The sequence below is a fragment of the Halomonas sp. H10-9-1 genome, assembly GCF_040147005.1.
Lineage (GTDB): Bacteria > Pseudomonadota > Gammaproteobacteria > Pseudomonadales > Halomonadaceae > Halomonas.
The window spans coordinates 914,337-937,309 of sequence record NZ_JAMSHO010000001.1 but is presented as its reverse complement, the minus strand read 5'-3'; the positions used below and the strand labels follow the sequence as shown (position 1 = coordinate 937,309).

The window sequence follows — 22,973 nt, the reverse complement described above, 5'->3', positions numbered from 1 at the left end:
CCCCGGCAAATCGCCTGCCATCGGGCGCGTCCCTCAGCGTAGATGCCCCAAAGTTGGCGCAAGCAGCTGGGTAATCTCGCGCCGTCTCATGGGATCACGGGAAGGGGTCAAGAGGGTGGCCAATACAGGGGGGCACGCCATGGCAGACGACAAGAGCAGCGCTGACAAGGCAGGCGAAACGCCCGCCCTGCATCACTTCTCCGAGCAGGCGTCGGCCCAGCAGGTCGCCTCGTCCTGGTCGCTTATCAGCGAACTCGAACAGCTCCCCCAGCAGGCTACTCATGCCCAGGCACCAACGCCGGGGTACGGGCACCTCTCCACGGTTACCCCCTTGACCAGATCAATACCACCGGTGCCACCCGTTGGCGAACCTGATTCGGCGCCCCCAGCGACGGCTTCCAGTTGGCAAGCGCCCCTCGACACACCAACGCCTGTCGCGCATGAACCGACGCCACTGCCGGCGGCATCCTCGGCGACCGAACCGGCGCCTCACGCAGCCCAGAACACATCACCTCAGGCAGGCGGCACTTCTGGCGAACCGGCCTTCGGCAAACTTTTCAGCGGATATAGCCAACCCGCGCCAGCGCCCCAGACAGGTGAAGAAACACCGCTCAAGCCCCTACTGCACGCCATTGCGCAACAGGGTGGTTCATGAGCTGCATCTGTGTGGTGTCCCCCAAGGGTGGTGTCGGCAAGACGACCCTCACCGCCAACCTCGCCATGGCGATTCAGCAGTTCGGCCTCAAGGTCAGCGCCGTGGATCTGGATCCCCAGAACGCCCTGCGCCTGCATTTCGGGCTATCGCTAGCCCAGCGTAACGGCATTGCCGGCCTGGTGACCCCCGGCGCCGACTGGAAAAGCGCCCTGCTGGAAACCGACAGCGGCATCGCGCTACTGCCGTTCGGCACCACCTCACGTGCCGAAAGGCAGCGCTTCAACGACGCCATTCTCCACAGCGATCTGCTGTCGCGTAATCTCAAGGCCATCGCCGATGCTCCGAATGCCGTACTGCTGGCCGACCTCCCCCCGGGCGACAGCGCCGCGCTGCAAGCGGTCAAAGCGCTGTCGCCGGTTTACTGCGTGGTGCTGATGCCCGACAGCGCCTCACTGAGCGTACTCCCGGAGCTGGAATCGGGTGACTTCCTGCCGCCGGCGGCTGAGAGTCGTCGCTTTTTTGTTCTCAACCTGATGGACCTGCGCCATCACCTGGCCCAGGACATCACCCAATACCTTCGCCAACGCCTGGGGCCCAGGCTGCTGGGCACCGTGCATCGCGACGAGGCGCTGCCCGAGGCCCTCGCCGCACAGCAGCCGCTGAGGCTCTATTCACCAGGCTCCGCGGCGCTGGTCGACTTCGAGCACCTGGCCCAGAACCTGTACCGGTGGCTACTCGCATCTCAAGGAGCCGAGAGTGGGACGTCTGGTTAACTGGCTGGTAGCCATCCTCTTTCTGCTGGCGGCGGCGATATTCGTCAGCACGCCGCTGCCGATCGAGCACCAACTGGTGCTGGGCATAGCGATCTGTGTGGTTCTGCTGATCGCTGCACGGGTCAGAACCCAGCGGGTGAGGCTGTTCATCATCCTGATCACCGTACTCTCTTCCACCCGCTACCTTTACTGGCGCCTCTCGGAAACCATCGTCACGTCAAGCTGGCTCGAAAGTGCGCTCGGCGCCGGGCTGCTGGCGGCGGAGCTCTATGCCTGGCTGGTACTGGTGGTGAGCTTCTTCCAGATGGCCAGACCCATCGAGCGGCGCTCGGTCAACCTGCCGGCAGACACCCAGCACTGGCCCAGCATCGACGTCTATATCCCTACCTACAACGAACCCCTCAGCGTGGTAAAGGATACGGTCCTGGCCGCGCAGAACCTCGAGTACCCGCGCCATCTTCTCAAGATCTACTTGCTAGACGATGGTCATCGCCCCGAGTTCGGGGCTTTCGCCTCTGCCTGCGGGGCGGGCTATATCACCCGGGAGGACAACACCCATGCCAAGGCGGGCAACCTCAACAACGCCATGGGCAAAACCCATGGTGAGCTGATCTGCATCTTCGACTGCGATCACATCACCACGCGTTTCTTTCTGCAGAAGACCGTCGGCCAGTTCCTGACCGACCCCACACTGGCCCTGGTGCAGACCCCGCACTATTTCTATTCACAAGACCCTTTCGAACGCAACCTGGTCGCCGGGCGACGGATGCCCCGCGAAGGCGACCTCTTCTATGGCCCGGTTCAGCAGGGCAACGACTTCTGGAATGCCAGCTTCTTCTGTGGTTCCTGTGCGGTCATTCGGCGCAAGGCGCTGGACGATATCGGCGGGTTCGCCACCGAAACGGTCACCGAGGATGCCCACACCGCGCTTAAACTGCAGCGCCGGGGCTGGTCGACCGCCTTCATCAAGGAACCCATGGCGGCGGGCCTCGCCACCGAACGCCTCGCCCTGCATATCGGCCAGCGCGCCCGCTGGGCCCGCGGCATGACCCAGATCTTCCGGCGCGACAATCCGCTGTTCGGTCGCGGGCTCAGCCTCGCCCAGCGCCTCTGCTACCTCAGTGCCATGCTGCATTTCCAGTTCCCGCTGGCCAGGGTGGTATTTCTTACCGCGCCGCTGGCCTACCTGCTGTTCGGCCTGAACATCATCGAAGCCTCGCCCGGCATGGTCGCGGTCTACGTGCTGCCTCACCTGTTCTGCGTGGTCTATGCCAACTCCTGGATCAACGGCCGCTATCGTTACACCCTGTGGAACGAGATCTACGAAACGGTGCTGGCCTTTCATCTGCTCAAACCGGCACTGGTCACCCTGTTTGCTCCCAACAGGGGGAGCTTCAACGTCACCGAAAAGGGCGGTGTACTGACGCACAACTACTTCGACTTCCACACCACCCGACCACAGATTTTCGTGGTGGCGCTGACCTTCTCTGCCACGCTCTGGGGCATCTTTCGGCTCTACTGGTGGGATGCCGATGCCACCGAAGTCGGTGTGCTGATCTTCAACGTCTCCTGGGCAACGTTAAGCTCACTGTTCCTGCTCGCCGCCATCGCCGTGGGCAGCGAACGCAAGCAGGCCCGGCAGGCCGTCAGGCTGCCCCTGCAGCGGCAAGCAGTGCTCTATCTAAGCAACGGCCATACCCTGCACGCCACCACGGTGGATATCTCCATGACCGGTGCCCACGTCCGACTGGGGGCAGAGCAGCCACCCGCCGGCGATATCGAGCATGTCGAGATCGCCAACGACCATGAGTTGCTCATCATCCCGGTGCACAAGGTGTGCCAGGACGGACGCTCGCTGCGGTTGCGTTTCGAGGAGATGAAGGTACGCCAGAGGCGACGCCTGGTGGGGCTTGTCATGGGCAGCTCCGACGGCTGGCTGGAGCGCACGCGCACGCCCCATGATCGCCCCCTGCACTCGCTGGGCATGGTGCTGCAGTCCATCTTCGGGCTGTTCCTCTCCCGCTGGCGCGATGCCCGCCTCAACGGCAGCCCGGGGCGGGGAACGCAACCCACCAAGCGCAGCCGCGCCTGGCTATGGTGGCTGCTGCTGGTGCTGCTACTCGCCGCCGGCATCTTGCACTCCCTGCAGGCCCAGGCCCAGACCTCCCCCCAGCCTCGGCCGGCGACCACCGCGCAGCCGACTGCCAGCGGCTCCGACGCCGACCCAGTCCCCGGCGCGGAACAGGTATTGCCCTCCGCCCCGCTGGCATCGCTGGGCATCGTCGACGACACGTTGTCTGGCGTCGAAGCCAGCGCGCAAGGGGCCATGCTCACCCACACCCTGAGCCTGGAGCAGCTGACCGGTCGCGACAGCCTGCGCCTGAGCGGGCATGGTGCCCAGGCCGGCATCGCGTTCTCGCTTCCCCAGGCCCAGCTGGCCACCGCGGCTCGCCTGACACTGGCCCTTCGCCATTCGCCCGAACTGCTGGTGGATGGCAGCTACCTCGACCTTGAGCTCAACGGCATCGCCCTGGAGCGGATACCGCTGGACCGCTACTCCGCCGAAGGCACCGATGTAGAGGTCGAGATTCCGCCCGAACTGATGGTGCCCTACAACACCCTGCTGGTCAGCCTGAGCGGCGCCACCCGCGAGCAGTGCAACACGCTGTTCAACGATGCCATCTGGCTGGAGCTGGAACCCCGCACCCAGCTGACGATCGATGGCATGGTGCTGCCTGCCACCCAGCACCTGGCTGACTTCCCGCTGCCCTTCCTCGACCCCGCCGATATGGATGACTGGCAGCTGCCCATCGTGCTGCCGCAGGCCCCGGAAGACGCCGTGCTGGAAGCCGGCGGCATCATCGCCGCCATGCTCGGCGGCCTGGCCGACTACCGCCGCCTCTCGCTGCCGGTGCACCTGGGGGAGCTCCCGGCCCAGCACAGCATCCTGCTGGCCACGCCGGAGACCGAAATCGCCGGACTGGCGCTACCGCCGGTACCCGGACCGCTGATCGCCAGCCTGCCTCACCCCGCCGGCAACCAGCACCGCCTGCTGTGGGTCACCGGCCGCGACGCCTGGGAACTGGGCGTCGCCGCCCGCCATCTGGCCGCCCGCTTCGCCTCCATGGAAAGCAACGTGGTCCCGGTGACCCCCGAGGACACCGCCGAGCCAGCGCAAGCGCCATCCTCCAGCTGGCAACTGACCCGCTCGCGCCTGGCGCTCGGTGAGTTAATGGGGGCGCAGGATGAGCCCCTCATCGTCGATGGCGCCCGCCCTGAGCCGCTGGACATTCCCTTTACCCTGCCGCCGGACCTCTACTTCTGGCCCGGCCAGCGTCCCGAACTAGAACTGACATACGCGTTTCCCGATGCCGAATGGCTCGACCCCTACCGCTCCGAGCTGGAGGTGAGCCTGAATGGCGAGTACATCACCTCGCTGCCCGCCGCCGAACGCAGCCTGTGGCGCTCCCTGCGCGACCTCCTGCAGCCCGGGGGTGCCCCCCGGGAACAGCACGCCACCATCCCCATCCCCGAGGAGCGCCTCTACGTGGAGAATCGGCTGCAGCTCTACTTCCGCCACCGCCCGCGGGAAGAACAGGCCTGCAACCCCGACCTGCCGCTCAATATCAGCGCACGCATCGACACCGACTCGCACCTGGATGTCAGCCAGGCCAGTCGACTGTACGTCCAGCCCGACCTGCGCCTGATGGCCCAGGCCGGCTTTCCCTTTACCCAGCAGCCGGACCTCAGCCGCACCACGCTGATGCTGCCCGAGACACCCCCAAGCCCGCTGATCCAGACCGCCTTTGAACTGCTGGCACACCTGGGCGCCGCCAGCCAGACCCCGGCGCTGGGGCTCGGCGTCACCACCGCGCTGTCGGCCAACGCCCCCCAGCGTGACCAGCATCTGCTGGTGGTCGCACCGCTGGCGGACCTCTCCGACCATTCGCTGTTGGCGAGCTCCCCCTTCCAGGTCACCGGCCAGCAGCTACGGTTGCGTCAGCGCGGCCTGGTGGACGACCTGCGCCGCTGGCTGCGACCCGACACCTGGTTCCAACCCCGGCTCACGGGCAACACCATCCTGACCAGCGGTCAGACGGGAGGCGCCGCCCTCGGCTTCCCCTCTCCCTGGAGCGCCGAGCGCAGCGTGGTCATCTTCACCGGCAGTGAACCACAACGCCTGCCAGGCCAGGCACAGGCGCTGATGGAAGCCGACCGTGAGGGCAGAATCCACGGTGACCTGGCCGTGATCGACGCCTCTCACGCCGTCACCAGCTACCGCGTGGGGCATCTGCAGGCATTCAGCGACATGGCCTGGCACCGCCAGCTGCGCTGGTGGGTGCGACAGTACGGCACCCTCATGCTGATCGTCATGGGGCTCTTGATGGGCCTCGCCGTCATCACCCTGCATCGCTGGCTGGAGCGGCGCGCCAAGAGGAGAGTGGCCACATGACACACAAGCCGCTGATCGGTTTGCTCACGCTGATGCTGCTGGGCAGCACCGCACCGCTGCTGGCGCAGACGGACGCCACGCGTACACCGGCTCAACAGGCGCTGCTCGACCAGGCCGACTTCTGGATCGAGAACCAGCGCCCCGACCTCGCCCGCCAGGTCATGAGCCGCTACCTCGACAGCCAACCCAACGACAGCGAGGTCCTCTATCGCCTGGCGGCGCTGGCGCTCGAGCAGGGGGATACCGACGAGGCGGCCCGGCTCTCGGCGCGCCTGGAGCGGCTGAATGGCGACGACGAACGCGTGCAAAGCCTGGCCCTTGGGCGCATGGCGCGCCAGATTCCCGCCGCCGAACTCGAACGCGTGCGTACCCTGGCTCGCCAGGGCCAGGCCGAGCAGGCAGTGGCCGGCTACCGCCAGCTGTTCGGCGGCGATACCCCGCCGCCCAACCTGGCGCTGGAGTACTACCAGACCCTGGCCGGCACCCAGGGCGGCTGGGACGAAGCCCGCCAGCAACTCGAGCGCCGCCACCAGGCGCAGCCCGGCAACCGTGCCCTGGCCCGCGCCTATGCCGAAGTGTTGACCTACCGGGACGGCACCCGCCGCCAGGGCATCGAGCGCCTGGCCGAACTGCACGCCCAGGGCCAGGACGTGCAGGGCGCCTGGCGCCAGGCGCTGGAGTGGCTGGATGCCACCCCGGCCGACGAAGCCCTGTATGCCGATTTCGCCCAGGCCACCGGCGACGACGCCATGCTCGCCACCTTCGAGCAGCGCATGGTGCAGGGCAGTCGCAGCGCCGGCTACCAGGCGCTGAACCAGGGGCGGCTCAGCGAGGCCGAGCAGGCCTTCGCCCGCGCGCGAGAGGAGAACCCCGAAGACGCCGAGGCCATCGCCGGCCTGGGGCTGGCGGCACTACGACGCCAGCGTTTCAACGAGGCACGCCAACTGCTCGGCCAGGCCATGGAGCTGGCCCCCGAACGGCGTGCCGAATGGCTGGGGGCCTACCGCAGCGCCAACTTCTACGCGCGACTGGGTCAGGCGCGACGCCAGAGCGAAGGTGGCGAACTGGAGCGAGCCCTGACCACGGTGCGCCCGCTGACCCAGGAAGGCGGCGAGGCCGGCCTTTCGGCACGCCTGCTCGAGGCCGACATCCTGCGCCGCCTGGGTCGGGTGGGGGCCGCCGAACAGGCCTACCTTGGCGTGCTGGATGACGCCCCCGGCAACGTCGAGGCGCGCCTGGGCATGATCCAGGTGCTGCGCGAACAACAGCGCTGGGACGAGGCCATGGCGATGGCCGAATCGCTGCCGGCCCCCGCCCAGGAGAGCCTTGGCGACCTCAGCCAGAGCCGCGCCCAGGTGCTGCGCGACCAGGCCGCCCAGCAGCCCCGTGAAGAGGCCGAGGCCACCCTGCGCCAGGCCATCACCATCGCCCCTCAGGACCCCTGGGTGCGCCTGGACCTGGCGCGCCTGCTGGTGCAGCAAGATCGCGACAGCGAGGCCGAATGGCTGATGAGCCCCCTGCTGGGGCCCAATGCCAGCGTCGCACAGCGCCATGCCGCGGCGCTGCTGGCCGCCGAGCAGGGGCGCTGGCGCCAGGCCGAGCGCCTGGTTAGCGGCATCCCCGCCGCGCAGCGCGACCAGGAGCTCACCGAGCTGCTGCAACGCAGCCGCCGCCCGGAGCAGCTGGCGAGCCTCGCCGACATGCTGGCCACCGGCAGCTTCGCCGCCGATGCCCGCCTGCAACAGCTCTATCAGGACCCCGAACTGGACGCCGCCAGCGCCGGCGAGATCGCCCTGATGCTCAGCGATGCCGGCAGGCAGCAGGAGGCGCTCAACTGGGTTCGGCGCGATCTCGGCGCCGGCACCCCGGACGCGCCGGCCGAGTTCGCGCCGCACCTGCTGGTGCTGGCCCGCCACGGCCAGCTGGCCGAGGCCCAGGGCCTTCTCGACACCTGGCAGGCCAGCCCGGCGCTGTCGATGGGCGAGCGCCGCCAGCTCGACGAGCTTGCCCGGGGCATCGCCGTGATCAGCGCCGACCGCCTGCGCCAGCAGGGCCGCCTGGCCAGCGCCTACGACGTGCTCGCCCCGGCGCTGCGCCAGGCCCCCGACGATGAAGCCCTGCTGCTCGCCATGGGCAGGCTCTACGCCCAGGGTGACAAGCCCAGCCAGGCCGCCGAGGTGTTCGATTACGCCCTGCGCCGCCATCCACAAAGCGACGAGGCGCTGGCCGGCGCCCTGCAGGCCGCCCTGGACAGCGGCCAGCTGCCGCGGGCCCGGCAACTGCTGGGCCGGCATGGCAACCGCCTGAACGACTCCCCCGAGCTGCTGATGGTGGCGGCAGACATCGCCCAGCGCAGCGGCAACAACCGCGAGGCGCTGAGTTACCTGCAGGCGGCGCGACGCGCCCTGCCCCGCCAGACCCCGGTGGCCAGCCTGGGCGCAGGGGGCGGCGGTGGCGAACCCGGCAACCCCTTCCGGGATAGCGTGGCCAGTACCGGCGCAGGTACACAGGGCAGCGCGCGCCCTGGCTGGCTGCCGGGCGGCGTGGGCGTGGCCGACGCAAGCGGCTCGGGCCTCGGCACCACGGCCACGGCGGGCACCAGCCTTGCGGCACGCATCGACACGCGCATCGCCGAGATCCAGCGCGAGCGCGCGCCACGCTTCGATGGCGGCGTCTCCCTGGCCATGCGCAACGGCGACTCCGGGCTCAGTCAACTCGACACCCTCTCCATGCCGCTGGAGATCTCCTGGGTGCCGCTGGATGACGCCCGCCTTTCGCTGCAGATCACCCCGGTGCGCCTGGATGCCGGCACCGCCGACACCGCCTCGCTGCGCCAGCGCCTGGGACGCACCACCCTCAGCGAGGGCGCCCGCACGCTGGATGCCTCGCTGTCGGACATCAGCCCGATACTGGATCAGATCGAACAGACCGGGTCGGCCTACTTCCAGGCCGATCAGCGCGCCGCCCTGGCGCTGGAGGACCCCAACCTGCCCGCCGCCGAACAGCAGCGCCTGGTGGGCGAGGCCGAGGCCGCCCGCGAGCTGTTCGACGACGCCCTGGCGCGCAACCCGCTATTCGAAAGCGGCTTCGAACTGGTCAGCCTCACCGAGAGCCAGCGCGACCTGCTGCAACGCTTCCTCGGCGACGAACTCGACCTGGCGGCGCTTGACCAGGCCAGCCAGCTGGATGGCGACAGCGCCGCCGCCCTGGAGGCCAGCCGCGCCCGCCTGGAGGACGAGGTCGCCCTGTTACGCGGCCGCCTGCAGGCGGTGGGCAGCGCCGCCGACCCCGAACATCAACGCGACACCGGCACCGGCATCGCCCTGGGCTATGCCGGCGACAGCCTGTCGATGGATATCGGCTCCACGCCACTCGGCTTCGAGCGCACCAACCTGGTGGGCGGCATCGAATGGCACCCGGCCTTGAACGACACCACCCGGCTGTCGTTCAAGGCCGAGCAGCGCGCGGTGACCGACAGCCTGCTCTCCTACGCCGGCACCCAGGACGCCTTCACCGGCGACAGCTGGGGCGGCGTGGTCAAGACCGGCGGCAGCCTGGGCATCAGCCACGACAGCGACGACGGCGGCCTGTATGCCGAACTGGGCGCCTACCGCTACACCGGCCACAACGTCGCCGACAACAGCAGCGTCGAGCTCGCGGCGGGCGGCTATGTGCGCCCCATCAACAGCGAGCACCACCAGCTGCAGACCGGCATCCACCTCGGGCTGATGGCCTATGACGAGGATCTGAGCCGCTTCACCTACGGCCATGGCGGCTACTTCAGCCCCTAGGAGTACGTCAGCGTCTCCTTCCCGATCCGCTATCAGGCCGAACAGGGCAAGCTCAGCTACGAGGCCCACCTGACCCCCGGCTACCAGGCCTACTCCACCGACGGCAACGCCTATTTCCCAACCGACCCCGATGCCCAGGCCGTGGCCGACACCCTGGTACAGCTCGGCGGCCTGGCCGAATCGCGCTACCCTGCCACCGACGAGAGCGGCCTGGGCCTTTCCGCCGGCGGCGGCGTGGAGTACCGACTCAACCCCGCGCTGAGCGTCGGTGGCGGGCTCAACTACAACAGCTTCGGCGACTACGAAGACACCTCCGCCAACCTCTATCTGCGCTACCACCTGGGAGGAACCCCGTGATGCCCCAAGGCGACGCCATCGACAGCCAGGCACTGCTGACCCATCACGCCCGCCGGCACTGCTCGCCACAGTGGCGCGCCTTCCTGCCGCTGCTGTTCACCGAGCTCTACCGCAACACCAGCCAGGCCGACGCCGACGCCTTCCTGCGCCATCTGGGCGGCCAGCTTGCCGGCGAGCTACCGCTGGAAGAGCAGGCCACGCTGGAGGCGCTGGAGCGCGCCATCAACCGGCGCTGGAACGAGATCGACTGGGGCTATGTGCGCCTGGGCAGCGACGCCACGGGCATCGTCATCCACCACGCCGCCTGCCCCACCCCCGCCGGGCCAACGCCAGAGAGCGACGCCAGCAGTCGCCGCGCCATGGCTGCCCTGCTGGAAGGCTGTTACGGCCAGTGGCTGCAGGGTCAGGGTGGCGCGGCCAGCGTGCCGATCCACACGCTACCTGCAGCAGCCGAGGACCTCCCAGGCAGTTTCAGCCTGCGCTATGGCCATGCCAAGACCCAGGCCAGCCCATGAGTGCACACTCCTCCATCAAGCCAGCTACACACAGCGCGGCGCGTATTTCAGCGCGCCCCCCCGTCTGGTGGGCCATCGTGGCGGCTTTTGCCCTGGCCCTGGTTAGCCCGCTGGCCAGCGCCGCTGCCAACGCCGATAACGCCTGGCAGGCCTATCAGACGCGCTTCATCACCCCCGAGGGGCGCGTGGTGGATACCGGCAACGGCAACATCAGCCACTCCGAGGGCCAGGGCTGGGGCATGCTGCTGGCCCTGGCCCACGACGACCGCGCCACCTTCCGGCGCCTGTGGCAGTGGACGCGTCAGCACCTCTCGCGCCCCGACGATGCGCTGTTCGCCTGGCGCTACGAGTCGCTCGCCAGCCCGCCGGTGGCCGACACCAACAACGCCAGCGACGGCGACCTGTTCATCGCCTGGGCGTTGCAGCTCGCCGCCGAGCGCTGGCAGCAACGCGGCTACGCCTCCGCCTCACGCGCCATTCGCGAGGCCATCGCCGCGCGCCTGGTGCGCCAAGCGCACGGCATGACCCTGCTGCTGCCCGGCGCCAACGGCTTCGAGCATGGCGAGGCGCTGGATCTCAACCTCTCCTACTGGTTCATGCCGGCGCTGGTCGACTTCGCCGCGCGCGAGCCACAGGGCCCCTGGCAGGCGCTGATCGACAGCGGCCAGCGGCTGCTCGACGAGGCCCGCTTCGGCCGCTATCGCCTGCCCACCGACTGGATACGGCTAACGCCGGAGGGCGAACTCGTGCCCTCGCCGGAGTGGCCGCCGCGTTTCGGTTTCGACGCTGTGCGCATTCCGCTCTACTTCCGCTGGGCGGGGCTCGCCCACGCCGAAGGGCTGGGCAGCATCCAGGCCTTCTGGCAGGACCCCGCGCACCAGCCCCCCGCCGCCTGGATCGATGTCTTCAGCGAGGAGCGCGCGCCCTATCTTGCCTCGCGGGGCGTGCGTGCCATCGCCGGCCTGGCCACATCGCCTGGCCCGGCACCGGTGAACGCCGCCCAGCTGACCGAACAGGACTACTACAGCGCCACCCTGCTGCTGCTGGCCAGGCTGGCGCGGGGCTCCCAGGAGTGATCAGGTCTACTCCGCCACCACACACCGGTTGCGACCGGCGCGCTTGGCGGCGTAGAGCGCCTCATCGGCGCGCGCCATCAGCGCCTCGGCGCTCTCGCCCGGCAGGCGCGTGGCCACCCCCAGGCTGACGGTGATCGCCAGGCCCTCCAGGGGGTCGGCGCCGATCAGCTGGCGCACGCGTTCGGCGAGGATGCGAGCACCCGCCGCCGAGGTATGCGACAGCAAAATGCAGAACTCCTCGCCGCCCCAGCGGTAAAGGGCGTCCTCGGCGCGCAGGCAGGCCTGCACCCGCGCCACCAGCGCGCACAGGATGCGGTCGCCATGGTCGTGGCCCAGGGTGTCGTTGATGCGCTTGAAGTGGTCGACATCCAGCAACACCAGTGATACCGGCGCCCGGCCGCAGTCGTGCTGGCTCATGACACGCACCAGGTCGTGATCCAGCGCACGACGGTTGCCGGCCCCGGTGAGGTGATCCACCAGCGCCTGGCGGTTGAGCTCCTGCTCGCGCTGCTTGCGCTCGCTGATGTTGTGGAACAGCGCCACATAGTGGGTGACCGCGCCGTTGTCGTCGCTGACCACGGTGATCGACTCCCACACCGGGAAGAGATTGCCGGCGCGGTCGCGGTTCCAGATCTCGCCCTGCCAGTGGCCCTGCTCGGCCAGCGACTGCCACAGCCGGTTATAGAAGGCCTCGTCGTGGCGGCCGGACTGGAACAGCCGCGGTGTCTGGCCGATGACCTCCTCGGCGCGGTAGCCGGTGATCTCGCTGAACGCCCCGTTGACCCGCACGATGCGCTGCTCGGCATCGGTGATCAGCGCCGCCTGGCCGGTCTCGAAGGCCACCGCCAGCAGGCGTAGCTCCTGCTCCTGGCGCTTGCGCTGGGTGATGTCCTCCTTCACCGCCACGAAGCTGACGATCTCGCCGGCGGCGTTGCGCACCGGGGTGATCACCTCGTGCTCCCAGTAGAGCTCGCCGTTCTTGCGCCGGTTGAGCATCTCGCCGCGCCATACCTGACCGGCGCGCAGGGTCGCCCATAGTTCGTCATACACCCGCTGCTCGGTATGGCCGGATTGAATGATCGCCGGGGTCTGGCCCACCAGCTCCTCGCGGGTGTAGCCGGTCACCTCCTCGAAGCGGCGGTTGACGAAGCGGATCACGCCCTCGGTCGTGGTGATGGCGGTGGCCGCGGGGCTCTGCTCCACGGCGATGGTGAACTCCTCCAACCAGCCGGTTACCTCATACGGCACTGGCATTTTGCATCCTTCCTTCAATGCCCGGCATCGCCGGAGCAGGTTGGCTCGCCGGCGGGCGCGGGCAGGGTCATCGGCAATACTCGCAGCGTGGCCAGCGGCACCGGCTTGGCGAACAGATAGCCCTGCAGCAGATCACAGTGGTAGCCGATCAGCGCCTGGCGCTGTTCGGGCGTCTCGATCCCCTCCGCCACCACCACCAGTGCCATTTCGTGGGCCAGGGTGATCACGCCCTTGACGATGGCGGCGTTGTCGCGGCTGGTCAGCACCTGCTGCACGAAGGCGCGGTCCAGCTTGAGCTTGTGAATGGGCAGGTCGCGCAGGTAGCTGAGGCTCGAGAAGCCGGTGCCGAAGTCATCGATAGCCATGCGCACGCCCAGCTCACGCAGCTCGCGCAGCTGGGCCACCGCCTCCTCCACCCCGGAGAGCAGCACACCCTCGGTCACCTCCAGCTCCAGGCACTCGGGCGGCAGGCCGCTTGCGGCCAGCGCCTGGCGCACGTCCGCCACGAAATCCTCGCGGCGGAACTGCAGCGGCGAGATGTTGACCGCCACCGAATGCGGCGCCCCTGGGCCCTCCCGCAGGCTGGCCATGTCGCGACAGGCGCGCTTGAGCACCCAGCGCCCCAGGGCGATGATCTGCCCGGTCTGTTCGGCCAGCGGGATGAAGGCATCCGGCGATACCAAGCCCCGCGTGGGGTGCTGCCAGCGAATCAGCGCCTCCATGCCCTGCCGCTCGCCGGAGCGCGCCTCCACAATCGGCTGATAATATAGCGCAAACTGATCTTCCTGAAGGGCACGCTGCAGCTCATGGCGCAGCGCCACCTGTTCGCCGGTGGCGCCCAGCCCACCGCCGCGAAACCAGCGCCAGGTATTGCGCCCGCGCCGCTTGGCCTCCTGCATGGCCAGGTCGGCCACCTGCAGCAGCTCCTCCGGCTGCTTGACCTCGGCCGCGCTGCTGGCCAGCCCGATGCTGGCGCTGATCTGCACCTGCTCGCCGGCCAAGGTGAAGGGCACCGCCAGGGCCAGCAGCAGCTGCTCGGCCACCGCCTCGGCCTGCTGGGGCTCCGCCAGGCCCGGCAGCAGCACCACGAATTCGTCACTGGCCAGGCGCGCCAGGGTATCGCTGGCCGCCAGGCGCTCGCCCAGGCGCTGGGCCACCGCCACCAGCAGCTGGTTGCCCGCCTCGTGGCCCAAGGCATCGTTGATGGGCTTGAAGTCGTCCAGGTCCAGGTAGAGCACCACCAGCGGCGCTCCCTGGTGCGCGCAGAGCGCCACCGCGTGGTTCAGCCGTTCCACCAGATAGGCCCGGTTGGGTAGCCCGGTCAGCGCATCATGGCTGGCCTGGTAGGCCAGCCGCCGGGCCTGCTCCTGCTCCAGGGTGACATCCTCCTGCACGCCGATGAAGTGCGTGCAGCGGCCGCGCGCATCGCGCATGGGGCTGATGCTCAGCCGGTTCCAGAACAGCTCGCCGCTGCGCCGACGGTTGCGCAGCAGCGTGCGCACCTCGCGGCGCTGGCGCAGCGCCTGGCTGAGCTGAGCCAGCTCGGCGGCATCGGTTTCCGGCCCCTGCAGGAAGCGGCAGTTGCGCCCCAGCGCCTCGTGCGCCGCGTAACCGCTGATGCGCTCGAAGGCCGGGTTGACGTACACCAGAGGATAATCCGGCTTGGCGGCGTCGGCGATCACCACGCCATTGGCGCTGGCATCCAGGCCGCGCTTGAACAGCCGCAGCGTCTGGCTATGGCGCAGCGCCAGGCGGTTGAACCCCAGGCTCAGCGCCAGCAGGAAGCTCACGATCAGCCCCGCCAGGGCGAAGGCGGCCGGCAGCAGCTCGGCATGCCACAGCAGGCGCGGCGAATCCACGTAGGCATCCAGCACCAGCCGCCCGCCCCCCGGCAGGCCCACATGGCGCCGCGCCAGATGCGGCATGGGCGGTGCCGAGGCCGCCAAGGTGGGCAGGCCGGGGGCACGCAGGGTAAGGAAGGGCTCGGCCAGGCCCAGGGTCACGCGTAGCCCGCCCAGCTCCACCATCAGCCGCTCATCCAGCAGGCGCCCCAGGCTGACCCAGGCCACCAGGCGGCGGCCACGCTCGCCCACCGGCACCGCCACCAGCAGCGCCGAAGGCGATACCGCGGCGAGCGGCATGGCGCGCGCCTCCGCCCCCGGCAGCGCCAGCCAGGCACGCACCGCCGGCCTGCGCAGCTGACGCAGCAGCGTGAGGGTGGCGTCATCATGCTTGGCACGCAGCGCCTGGGGGCTGGCATCACGCCCCACCAGCGCCAGCCCCTGCAGGTAGCCCAGGCGCTCCACCAGCAGGCTGGCATCCATGGGCCACTCGGGATTACGCTCGCCCCCGGCCTGGCGCTCGCTGTGCGCCGCGAAGCGCTCCAGCAGGGCGATATGCTGGCCCATCAACTGCTGGGCATTGAGCTCCAGGTTGCTGAGCAGAATATGTGCCTGGCGTGCCACGCTCTGCTGGGCATTGGCACTGAGCACATACCAGCCCACGCAACTCAGCACCAGCAGCGCCAGCGCCGCCAGCCGCGAGAGCCCGCCAAGGGGCAGCGCCGGTGCCGCGCCCCTCAACGCCGCGGCCAATAGCGCCAGGCCCCCCAGCAGGGCAAAGGTAATCGCCACCAGCGGCGAGGAGACGAAGCCGGAAAGCCAGCCCAGGCGGCTCCCCGGCAGCAGCAGCCAGCCGATGCCCGCCAGGGCGGTCAGCAGCATGAACACAGCGCTGGCCAGCGCCACCTGGCGGCACAGCCGGCGGCGCATGCCCAGCAGGCAGCACAGCGCCCACAGCAGCAGTAACACCGCCGCCAGCGACAGGATGCGCGGCCCACCGCTGAGCCACGAGCCCTGCTGCCAGGGGCCGCCGGCCAAGGCGTTGTGCCACAGGGTATAGAGACATAGCGCCATCAGCGGCAACGCCGCCGCCCAGCGCGCTAGCCACCAGCCCTGCCGCCAGGCGAAGAAGGCTACCCCGGCCAGCAGGCCAGCCAGGGCAGCATCCGGCACCAGCGGCGCCTGCAGGGGAAAGGGCACCGCCAGCGCCCACACCACCAGGCCATAGCCGCCCAGCACCATGAAGGTGATGGCCACCACCATCATGCCCACATCCAGCACCAGCGCCCCCGCGCGGTAGCCGGATACCAGCGCCGCCGGCGGGCCGGGCGGTTCCATCTTGGGCATGGGGAGATCCTTGTCAGCGCAAACAACACACCATGGCATGACACCACGGGGCGCGCCAGTGAGTGGGTGGCATAACAGGACAACAACGCACGGCCAGAGCACGCCAACACCGGTGACCCAGCGTACCTGCCACTGTGCGAGAAGGGCAGCCTCACGCGTGCAAGGCTCAGGGCGCGGGACTACACTTCAGGCAACACAAGCCCACGAGCAAGGAGGTGATGACCATCGCATGCAAACGACGCGGTACGGGGTGCCCCTGCCGTCAGCCGGTGGCGACCCCGTGTGAGAACCCTGTCCCTTGAACCCGGCCTGAACGGCCGGGTTTTTTCGGGCTGGCCATGGCCCTTTCAGGCCACGGCAAGCGGGATGGGCGAAAGGCCAGGGCTCACGCCGCCTCGGCATCCTGCTGCATACCACGCAGCAGCGCCTGGGTGTTGCCCTGGCTATGCAGATGTGCATAGACCAGGCCGAGTAGGCCGCTGCGCGCCCAGGCCGCCAGGGTGGCATCGTCCAGCGCCTTGAGCTTCTCGGCATCCACTACCTTGAAGCCGTTAACTGCGACCTCCTTCTTGCCGTTGCGGGTGACGTTGAGCTGGCGCTCCACCAGCACGCCCTTGTCGACCAACGGCTGCAGCAGGCGCTGGGTCTGCTCCAGTTCGTTCTGGAAACGCAGCAGGAACTCGCGGGCGCGCGCTACCATGCCGCCCTCCGGTGCCTTACCATCCACGAACAGCGCCTCGCCCTCCTGCTGGGCCTGGTCATCGAAATTGGGCGCGGCGCGGTCGATCATCACCACATAGCGCCCCTGGGTACCGCTCTCACCCAGGATGAAGGGGTAGCGGCGAATGTGGGCGGGTATATAGTCGCCCTGCCACTCGCCCGATTCCGCCACGAAGGGGTTGCTGGCCTGGCGGGCGGAGAGCAGCACCACCGGCTTGATCGCATCGCTACCGGCAAACACCACCATCATCTGGCGCGAGGCCGGCACCACCTCGCTGGCCGACAGCGGCGCGGTGGTCAGCTCGCGGGCGAAGGCGTAACCGGTCACCGGGCGATACTTGAGCTCGGCGTGTTGCTGGAGATCCAGCGCTTCCAACGTCTTGAACATTTCGTGCTCCTGGTTCAGTTGTCGTCCTGATTGATCAACAGGGCGATCAGCGTGGCCGCATCCGGCAGGCCCGTGGTGTCAAGCCCCGCCTCTTCCTGGAAGGCAATCAAGGCGCGGCGGGTGCCGGGGCCGTAGAGGCCATCGATGGTGCTGGCGTAGTGGCCAAGCGTGGTCAGCCGCTGCTGGGCCAGGCGCAGGGTGGCGGGGCGCACCATCACGCTCTCCCCCTGGTGGCTCATTTCACGTGGCTCGCTGGCCTCGCGGGTCTTCACCGGCTCCAGCGCCACAATCACTTCCGCCAGCGCCTGTTCCACCAGCGCCTCGGTGTTGTTACGGCAGACCCACAGGGTCAGCTGCGTCAGCGGGTTGGCCGAGGCAAACGGCGAGACATCGAAGGTCTCATCGAGGTTGGCATTCAGGCCCGTGGCATAGCCCTCTATCCAACGCGTGAACAGGGCAGCCGATTCATCGTTCTGCTCCACGGCCGTAACGAAACGCTCGCAGCTCTGGCTGCCGGCACCGCTGACGGCATAGTCTCCATCGGCATTGGCGGCCAGGGCGGCAGGCGGGGTGGCCGCCACGCATAGGGTGCCCAGGGCACCGATCATCCATTTCACATGCACCTCCTGCAGACGCGACTCACTGGTAGAAGAGCCGTAACAAGGTATCGGCATCGGGGACGCCGCTTTCGGTCAGGCCCTGCTCGCGCTGGAACTCGCGTAGTGCCTGCTGCAGCGAATCATCGAACAGCGCATCACCGTCGCCCACGTCGTGGCCGAGTGTCGCCAGCCGCTGGCGGACATCGCCCAGCACCGAGGCACGCACGGCCACCGTGGCATCTCCCGAGGCAATCTGGGCCACCTCGCTGGCCTGCTCGATGCGATAGCCGGCCAGGAAGTCGGCCAGCTCCCGCAGGGCGTTCTCCAGCCGCAGCTCCGGCTGCTGACGGCACACATTGAGCAGCATGGCCGCGGTATCCGAAGCGGAAACGAACGGCGACACGGAAAAGATGCCGTCGCGCTCGCGATTGAGTGCCGTCAGATAGCCCTGCATCCACGACATGAACTGATTGATTTCCTGACGGCTTTGCGACTCCGCGCTGGCAATGAAGCGCTCGCAGGCAAAACTTCCCGCGCCCAGCACCGCATAGTTGCCTTGCGAGTCGGCGCCGTGCACCGGCGACACCGTCAACACGGCCAGGGCGGCGGCCGCCAGCCCGGTTCTGGTGCGTAGCCTCATGGTCATAGGTTTCCTTCCTGACGAGAAAAAGCCGAGGGGCAGTCAGACTGCCACCTCGGCGAGTGGCATGGTATCCAGCAGCAAACCGGCTAGCTCGATACCATGCAATCCTCAGCGTTTAACGGTTGCTCAGACGGCTGGTGGCGCTGTTGCCCACCGCGCGAGCCCCGATAGAGTTGCCGTTCATCCGTGACACGCCGCCGCTGATGTTGGCGTTGACGGACGCGCCGTTGATGCTGGCGGTGATGGAGCCTCCGTTGTACTGGCTGTTGGTGATGCCGACACTGGCGTCGTTGGGCCCGGCGCTGGACAGGCTGGCCTGATTGACCGCCTGGTTGCCGAAGGCCGAGGCCACGATGCGGTTGTTGTTGGCGGTGTTCATGCCGTTGAAGCTGCCCTGGTTATCCAGGCTGACATTGGCATCGCTGATCGAGGCGCCCACACCCGCGGTGCTGCGCTGGCTGTTGAGCACCGCGAAGTCGGCCGTCATGGTGGCGTTGCTGCCAGTGGCATCGGTACCGGAGCCGTTGACACGGGTGCCGGCGGTGACGCCCATGGCGTTCAGCGCGTTGTTGGCGCTGGCCGTAGCCTCGATGGCGTTGCCGTTGACGCTCAGGCGGCCATCATCGGTGCTACCGGTCTTGTTGAGCTCGATGCTCGGGTTCTGGATAGACGCCGACAGCGAACCACCGGTGACATCCTGACGGTTGGCCACCGCGCCGCTGGTACCCAGCGAGGTTCCTGCGCCCATGGTCAGCACGTTGCTGGCATCGTTGCCGTCGACGCTGGCGCGAATGGCGTTGTCGTTAAGCGCAACATTGCCGTTGGCCAGATCCGTGGTCACCGAGATGACCGGCCTGACATTACCGCCTCCTACTTCTGATGAGAGCCCAGATTCAATCAACTCGAGGCTCTGACGGTTCTGCACCACGAAATCGCCGGTGGCGGTATCCACCGTACCGTCGATGTTGGCTGCCACCATGGCGCCACCGGTGGAACCCAGCGTGGTGCCAGCCTGGGCATTGAGCCGGTTGGCGGCCACGTTGCCGGCGGTATCGGCATAGACCTCGTTGCCGGTCACCTGCAGGCTGGCATCCGTGTCAACCACGCCGCTATTCAGGAAGATGCCAGTATCATCGCTGCTGGCATTGACGATAGACGACAGGTCGGAACCACTCTCCAATACGCCAGTTTGCAGGTTGGTGATGGCACCGCTGCTGGTGATGGAGGTGCCGGGGTTGGCATCATCACCGGCCAGCAACTGCAGGGTGTTGGTCTGCCGGTTGAGGCCCGCCTCGGCGCTGACCGTATTATTGGTCGCCGCCAGGCTGCCCGACTCGGTCAGGCCGTTGGCCTGCAGGTCGATCCGCGACTCATTAGTAGTCGCCGTGCTGGACTGATTGTCACGCACCACCTCCTGCTGGGAGGTAATGACGTAGTCCGCCACGCTGCTGCTGATGGTGACACCAGAAGCCGCGGTGATAAGACCGTTGGTCAGCGATGTCGCGGTTCCACCATTGCCCAGCTCAATACGCCCACCGCTGGCCAGCAGGGTATTGGCGCCGGTGTTGCCGACCGCCAGGCTGCCGATGGCGTTGCCATCCACCACCGCCTTGCCGCTGTTGATGCCGCCACCGACGATCAGGCGGGTCGTGGCACTGTTCACGGTGGCGTCCATGGCGCCGGTCTGCGCCTGGGAGCTGGCAATGCCGGCGGAGGCATCCACGGTGTTGCTAGCATCCAGCGAGATGGCGTTGCTGGCCACGTTGCCACGCGATTCAGCCAGGGTGGCATTATTGTTGACCTGCAGGGCGCCGTCGTCATCCACGCTAGCCAGGCTGATCTCGGTGAGCGCGTTATTGGAAGTGGCACTTATGGTGCCATCCGCCGTCTGGCGATCGGCGATCACGAAGCTGGCACCGTTGGCCGTGGTATTGGGCGCCAGGTTGGTGGCGCCAGACACCACTGCGCTGGCCTGGCCGGCATCCAGATCGAAGCCGGTACCGGCATCCAGATCGATCACGTTCTGGCTGCTGTTGGCCGTGGCCTGAGCCGCCACCAGGTTGTTATCCACCGCCACGCTGCCGCTGTTAAGCGCACCGCCGTCAACACTCAGGGTGTTGTCGTTAGCCGTCGAGGTCAGGTCGCCGAAGGTGGTCTGGTCGCTGACGATGCCGGCGGTGGAGGCGATAGAGGTACCGGCATTCAGATCGCCGTTGTCGCCCACCCCGATCAGGTTGGTGCCGCGAGTCCCCCGCGCCTCGGCCAGGATGGCATTGCCGGTCACGCTGACGTTGCCGTCGCTGGTCAGGGCGCCGAAGTCGACGTTGACCAGGTTATCGTCAGCCGCCGCCGAGATGGTAACGGTTTCGTTAACCGGCCCGGCCACCAGCCCTGCCGCTTGGAAGCTGGCGATGGTGAAGCTGCCGCTGGCATCCACATCGAAAATGGTATCCGCACTGGCCGAGGTCGCGCCAACGCGCTCAAGGCCCGTGCCGGCAGCCAAGTCGATACGGTTGGTCAGGGTGTTGCCGGTGGCCAGGCCGCCGATCACGTTGCCATCCGCTGCCAGGGTGGCGGATTCGATATCGCCGCTGGTCACGCTGACGTTGGAGCCGGTCATGCTGCCCGACAGGGTGTCATTAGCACCGGTTTGGGTCAGGAACTGGCTGCTGGTGATGGCGCCGGTGGTGTTGATGGCCACGCCCACGCTGCCGGCATCGTCATCGTTGGTGCCCAGCGAGATGCGGTTGGTGGCACTGTTGCCGCGTGCCTGGCCCAGCAGGGCGTTATCGGAGGCGGAGACGTTGGCCTCACCGGTCAGCGCGCCCAGCGCTACGTCCACGCCGGCATCGCTGCCTGTCGCCTGGATATTACCGTCGGCCGCCTGAACGTTGCTGATGGCGAAATTGCCGCTGGCGCTGACGTCACCATTAGGCTGGATACCCGACACCGCATCCGCGGCGAAAGTGCCAGACGTCCGCGAGAGGATGCTGGTTCCCGCATTGGCCTCGATCGTATTGGTCGCCCCGTTACCCTCGGCAACGGCCGCCAGCAGGTTGTCATTCACCTGGATGGTGGAATCCGTGACGTCTGCACCACCAGCCAGCTGCACGCGGGCATCTGCCATGGTGGCCGTAGCCGATGAGTCACCGCCGTCACGCAGCATGGTCTGGGCGTTCTGGATCACGGCGCTGGTAGCACCTGCCGGGACCTCGTCACCGCCGATACTGGTGCCGGCTTCCAACTCGACGCTGTTGCTGGTGCGGTTGGCGCGCGCCTCAGCGATCAGGGTGTTTTCATTCAATGACGCGCTGGAATCGGTCAAGGACCCATCGGTCATATCGAGCAGTACGCGATCTTCCGAGGCCGAGGAGTTTGCCGTCGCCTGGGTATTATTGGCGATCTGCAGATTGCTGACGGCAAAGCTGCCCGCCGCGGTGAATTCTCCAGCAGCCGTGGCGGAGGCTTCATAGCCTTGCTGCTGAGCAGACAGGATGCTGGTATCGGCGGTGATGCTCTGGCTGTTATCCGACTCATTGGCGACTGCCTGGGCACCGACCAGGTTGCCGTCCAGGCTCAACGCGGCATCGGTCGCATCGGCGTTAAGCCCCGCACGCACGCTAAGTGACCCGGTGGAGGTAGCAGACACTTCGGCTGCGCCGCCAGGGCCCACCCCAGTGAGCTGTGCGGTGCCAATCACATTACGTGAACCGACGCTGCCGGCATCGATAATCAGCTCGGACCCGGCGGTGTTGCCGCGGGCCTCGGCCAGAATGGCGTTATCATCCAGCGAGACGGTGCCGGTCACGGTGCTACCGGCAGCGACGCCGCTTACCGCGACTTCACCGTCATTGATAGTGGCGGAGAAGGTCTGCTGGTTGGTGGTGTTCTCCTGAGTGGTCAGCAGCGCCGTGTCACTGGAGCCAACGTCAACCGTCTCTGCACCCGGATTGAAGGTGACGGAGGATACCGAAGCACCATCGGCTGCCTGGGCGGGGCTAGACACATTGCCGTCGGGAGTCAGCGAGACCGACGTATCGGCGGCATTGCCGCGGGCCTGGGCCACTAGAGTATTATCGTCCAGTGTCAAGGCACCATCGATGGTAACCACAGCTCCACCAAAGCCTGCTGCGACACGAGGAAGATCAGCACCATCACCCAAGGTGGCCGTAACGCTTACCTCACCCCCTTGTCCGCTATTGAACTGGGATGTGGACGCAGTCAGGCTGTTATCGAAGCTGCCACCTGCGAAGTCCATCTCGGTTGCAGCGTTATTGCCGTCGGCCTGAGCTGCAATACGATTGCGGCTCATATCCAGCGTGCCGTCGTTAACAATGCCACCCAGCAGCACACGCTGGTCTACACCTGTAGCCTCAGCGCTAAATTCGCTATTGACATTGTTTTGAACCGTCACACCGGTGATATCAGAATCAATATCAATTTGCGGAGCGGTGGTATCATCCAGTGCACGAACGATGGTGGTGCCACCACCGGACATGGCAATACCGTTGCCACCTTGCAAATCAATTGACGACTGGTTGCCACGGGACGTGTGTCAAGC

The 22,973-nt window shown here is 67.5% G+C and carries 10 protein-coding genes and 1 pseudogene; 5 read left to right on the top strand and 6 right to left on the bottom strand.

The genetic code is table 11. From position 1 onward, the window contains the following. The first annotated feature begins 651 nt into the window (after nucleotides 1-651). From bcsQ to NFH66_RS04150, 5 genes and pseudogenes are all read left to right on the top strand, one after another. The gene (gene bcsQ, locus NFH66_RS04170) at nucleotides 652-1,428 is read left to right on the top strand and encodes a cellulose biosynthesis protein BcsQ (RefSeq protein WP_349608628.1); all 777 of its coding nucleotides are present in this window, start codon (nucleotides 652-654) and stop codon (nucleotides 1,426-1,428) included. Continuing rightward, complete coding sequence (gene bcsA, locus NFH66_RS04165; protein ID WP_349608627.1) at nucleotides 1,412-5,881, top strand: UDP-forming cellulose synthase catalytic subunit; 4,470 nt, start codon at nucleotides 1,412-1,414, stop codon at nucleotides 5,879-5,881. The genes bcsQ and bcsA overlap by 17 nt, the downstream gene beginning before the upstream one ends. Further along, nucleotides 5,878-10,029 (top strand): annotated as a pseudogene (locus tag NFH66_RS04160) (cellulose biosynthesis protein BcsC). The gene bcsA and the pseudogene NFH66_RS04160 overlap by 4 nt, the downstream one beginning before the upstream one ends. Beyond that, a complete protein-coding gene (gene bcsD, locus NFH66_RS04155) occupies nucleotides 10,029-10,544 on the top strand; it encodes a cellulose biosynthesis protein BcsD (protein ID WP_349608626.1) in 516 nt (171 codons plus the stop codon). The pseudogene NFH66_RS04160 and the gene bcsD overlap by 1 nt, the downstream one beginning before the upstream one ends. Before the next feature lie 77 nt (nucleotides 10,545-10,621). Continuing rightward, nucleotides 10,622-11,620 (top strand): family 8 glycosyl hydrolase, encoded by a 999-nt coding sequence (locus NFH66_RS04150; protein WP_349608625.1) that lies wholly within the window; start codon nucleotides 10,622-10,624, stop codon nucleotides 11,618-11,620. A 6-nt stretch (nucleotides 11,621-11,626) separates the two neighbouring features. Here NFH66_RS04150 and NFH66_RS04145 read toward each other — a convergent pair whose 3' ends face one another. The 6 genes from NFH66_RS04145 to NFH66_RS04120 form a co-directional block, all read right to left on the bottom strand. After that, nucleotides 11,627-12,874 (bottom strand): sensor domain-containing diguanylate cyclase, encoded by a 1,248-nt coding sequence (locus NFH66_RS04145; RefSeq protein WP_349608622.1) that lies wholly within the window; start codon nucleotides 12,872-12,874, stop codon nucleotides 11,627-11,629. Between the two features lie 14 nt (nucleotides 12,875-12,888). Continuing rightward, complete coding sequence (locus tag NFH66_RS04140; RefSeq protein ID WP_349608620.1) at nucleotides 12,889-16,062, bottom strand: putative bifunctional diguanylate cyclase/phosphodiesterase; 3,174 nt, start codon at nucleotides 16,060-16,062, stop codon at nucleotides 12,889-12,891. 385 nt (nucleotides 16,063-16,447) lie between these two features. Further along, on the bottom strand, nucleotides 16,448-17,170 hold the full coding sequence (locus NFH66_RS04135) for a SapC family protein (RefSeq protein ID WP_349608618.1): 723 nt from the start codon (nucleotides 17,168-17,170) through the stop codon (nucleotides 16,448-16,450). A 14-nt stretch (nucleotides 17,171-17,184) separates the two neighbouring features. Further along, nucleotides 17,185-17,778 carry a peptidoglycan-binding domain-containing protein gene (locus tag NFH66_RS04130; RefSeq protein WP_349611654.1) on the bottom strand — a complete coding sequence of 198 codons (594 nt, stop codon included), beginning with the start codon at nucleotides 17,776-17,778 and terminating at the stop codon, nucleotides 17,185-17,187. Nucleotides 17,779-17,809: 31 nt separating this feature from the next. Beyond that, entirely contained in the window at nucleotides 17,810-18,409 is a 600-nt protein-coding gene (locus NFH66_RS04125; RefSeq protein WP_349608617.1) for a peptidoglycan-binding domain-containing protein, read from the bottom strand. A gap of 118 nt (nucleotides 18,410-18,527) precedes the next feature. Continuing rightward, a complete protein-coding gene (locus NFH66_RS04120; protein ID WP_349608616.1) occupies nucleotides 18,528-22,910 on the bottom strand; it encodes a beta strand repeat-containing protein in 4,383 nt (1,460 codons plus the stop codon). Nucleotides 22,911-22,973 lie beyond the last annotated feature (63 nt).

Excerpts from the sequence above, each read along its gene's own strand:
- bcsQ (WP_349608628.1), top strand. The coding sequence starts at position 652 with ATGAGCTGCATCTGTGTGGTGTCCCCCAAGGGTGGTGTCGGCAAGACG.
- bcsD (WP_349608626.1), top strand. The coding sequence starts at position 10,029 with ATGCCCCAAGGCGACGCCATCGACAGCCAGGCACTGCTGACCCATCAC.
- NFH66_RS04145 (WP_349608622.1), bottom strand. The coding sequence starts at position 12,874 with ATGCCAGTGCCGTATGAGGTAACCGGCTGGTTGGAGGAGTTCACCATC.
- NFH66_RS04140 (WP_349608620.1), bottom strand. The coding sequence starts at position 16,062 with ATGCCCAAGATGGAACCGCCCGGCCCGCCGGCGGCGCTGGTATCCGGC.
- NFH66_RS04135 (WP_349608618.1), bottom strand. The coding sequence starts at position 17,170 with ATGTTCAAGACGTTGGAAGCGCTGGATCTCCAGCAACACGCCGAGCTC.
- NFH66_RS04130 (WP_349611654.1), bottom strand. The coding sequence starts at position 17,778 with ATGATCGGTGCCCTGGGCACCCTATGCGTGGCGGCCACCCCGCCTGCC.
- NFH66_RS04125 (WP_349608617.1), bottom strand. The coding sequence starts at position 18,409 with ATGAGGCTACGCACCAGAACCGGGCTGGCGGCCGCCGCCCTGGCCGTG.
- NFH66_RS04120 (WP_349608616.1), bottom strand. The coding sequence starts at position 22,910 with ATGTCCGGTGGTGGCACCACCATCGTTCGTGCACTGGATGATACCACC.